At 68.0% G+C, this 2,319-nt stretch carries 2 protein-coding genes and 1 pseudogene; all 3 read right to left on the bottom strand.

All coding sequences use genetic code 11. From position 1 onward, the window contains the following. Nucleotides 1-1,458: tripartite tricarboxylate transporter permease (locus A33M_RS21635; protein WP_040622572.1), on the bottom strand; the 1,458-nt coding region annotated here is incomplete at its 3' end. Nucleotides 1,459-1,467: 9 nt separating this feature from the next. Further along, nucleotides 1,468-1,989: a tripartite tricarboxylate transporter TctB family protein gene (locus A33M_RS21630; RefSeq protein ID WP_040622569.1), complete on the bottom strand. Its 522-nt coding sequence runs from the start codon at nt 1,987-1,989 to the stop codon at nt 1,468-1,470. Nucleotides 1,990-2,061: 72 nt separating this feature from the next. Further along, nucleotides 2,062-2,319 (bottom strand): annotated as a pseudogene (locus tag A33M_RS21625) (tripartite tricarboxylate transporter substrate binding protein); the annotation flags it as partial.

The raw sequence follows: 2,319 nt of genomic DNA, 5'->3' as shown, positions 1-2,319 counted from the left end.
GATCGCGGCGACGATCACCACGGCGGTCGTGATCCACAGCACGGCGCTGATCGGCCGGGTGAAGAACGGCGTGAAGTCGCCGTCCGAGAGCACCAGCGCGCGGCGGAGGTTCTTGTCGAGGATGTCGCCGAGGATGACGCCGAGCACCAGCGGCGCCATCGGGTACTTCATCTCGCGCAGGATGAAGCCGAGCACGCCGAAGGCGAGCGTGACATAGATGTCGAACAGCCGCAGCGTCAGCGCATAGGGGCCGATCACGCACAGCACGAACACCAGCGGCATCAGCCGCTCGCGCGGCACCCGCAGCACCTTGAGGAGCGGCCGCGTCAGCGCGATGCCGAACACGCCCATGGCGATCGTCGCGAGCGCGACCATCCACACCACCTGAAAGACGAAGTCCGGGCTCTCGATCATGATCATCGGGCCGGGCCGCAGGCCGTGGATCAGCATCGCGGCGAGCAGCACGGCGGCGGGCGCGGAGCCCGGCACCGCGAGCGTCAGGGCCGGGATGATGGCGCCGGGGATCGCCGCATTGTTGCCGGTCTCGGCGGCGGCGAGGCCCTCCTTCGAGCCTTTGCCGAACTGATCGCGCTCCTTGCTGGCGCGGCGGGCGGCGGCGTAGCTGATCCAGGCGCCGATGTCCTCACCGACGCCGGGGATGATGCCGACCGCGGTGCCGATCACGCCGGAGCGGGCGATCGTGCGCTTGTACTTCCACAGGTCGGAGAGGCGCGGGATCACGTGGTCGACCGTGCTGGTCGCCAGCTCGGCGGCGCGGTTGCGCATCACCGTGAGAATTTCCGACACGCCGAAGGTGCCGACCAGCACCGGGATCAGCGCGATGCCGCCGGAGAGATCGGAGTAGCCGAACGCGAAGCGCTCCTCTGCATGGATGCCCTCCTGGCCGATCATCGCGACGAACAGGCCGAGAAAGCCGGCAATCCAGCCCTTGAGCGCATCGTCGAACGAGCACATCTGGCCGGCGATCACGATGCCGAAGATGGCGAGCCAGAAATATTCGTACGACTGGAAGTCGAGCGCGACCTCGGCGAGCGCCGGCGCGATGATCGCGAGGAAGAAGATGCCGATGAAGGTGCCGATCATCGACGAGGTGGTGGCGATGCCCATCGCCTCGCCGGCGCGGCCGGCGCGGGCCAGCGGGAAGCCGTCGAGCGTGGTCGCGGCATTGGCCGGCGTGCCGGGGATGTTGAGGAGGATCGCCGAGCGCGAGCCGCCATAGATCGACCCGACGTAACAGGAGATCAGCACCAGGATCGCCTGGTTCGGATCCATCTTGTAGGTGAGCGTCGTCAACAGCGCGACGCCCATCGTCGCCGTCAGGCCCGGCAGGGCGCCGATGACGATGCCGACCAGCGTGGCCCAGCAGACGTTGAACAGCGTCGAGACGCTCGCCAGCGTGAGGAACGCGGCGTAGAGGTGACCGAGACCTTCGAACATTTCATCACCTCACGGCAGCCGGACGAGAAAGAGGTTCTCGAACACGTACGGGATCAGGGCCGCGCTCCCGACGGCGATCGCGACGGCGTAGGCCAGCTTGATCAGGCGCGCCTTCGCCTCGTCGTCCCTGCGCCATTCGAAGGCGACGATGAAGACGAACACGAACGCGCCGGTGGCGAGCCAGAACGGCACGTGGCCGACCAGCACCACGGCATAGACGAAGCACAGCAGCGCGCACGTCGCGAGCTGCCAGCGGGCGGCGCGGCGCTCCTGCGGGGTCGCCGTGTCGTCGGGATCGGGAACCTGCGGACCGAACGCGCCGGCGAACGCCGAGCGCAGGGCCAGCACCAGGCCGAGCAGGGCGATCACGATGCCGAGCAGCCCGGGCACCAGGCCGGGAATGGTCCAGGGATTGATGTTGCGCTCCTCGAGCCGCGGCATCCCGTAGGATTCGGCGAGGGCGGCGAGGCCGAACACCACGAGGACGATCCCCGTGATCAGGTCGGCTCTGGCGAGAGGTCTGGTTTGCATGGGGCGTCTCGGTTCGGCGCGGCGACGAAAGGCGGCACGGGCCGGGCAGCGCCCGGCCCGCACCGGTCTCGATCAGGGCCGCGGAATGCCGACGGTCGAGGGATCGACCTTGGCTTCCTTGCGGTCGTACATGCCCCAGGCGAATTCCTGGATGGCGGGCATCACGGCCTTCTGGGCTTCCTCGCCGTAGACGGCGGCGACGATGGCGCCGCGGCTCTCGGCATATTGCTTCAACGCCGGCGCGTTCTGGATCTTGTCCTTCCAGATCATGTCGAGCGTGTCGGTGACCTCCTTCGGCACGCCCTTCGGGACGAAGATGCCGAAATAGTT

The organism is Rhodovulum sp. PH10, from assembly GCF_000293785.1.
Lineage (GTDB): Bacteria > Pseudomonadota > Alphaproteobacteria > Rhizobiales > Xanthobacteraceae > Rhodoplanes.
The sequence above is the reverse complement of the archived record's forward strand: the minus strand, read 5'-3'. Positions and strand labels throughout refer to the sequence as shown.

Coding starts and splice junctions, on each gene's coding strand:
- A33M_RS21630 (WP_040622569.1), bottom strand. CDS start 1,989: ATGCAAACCAGACCTCTCGCCAGAGCCGACCTGATCACGGGGATCGTC.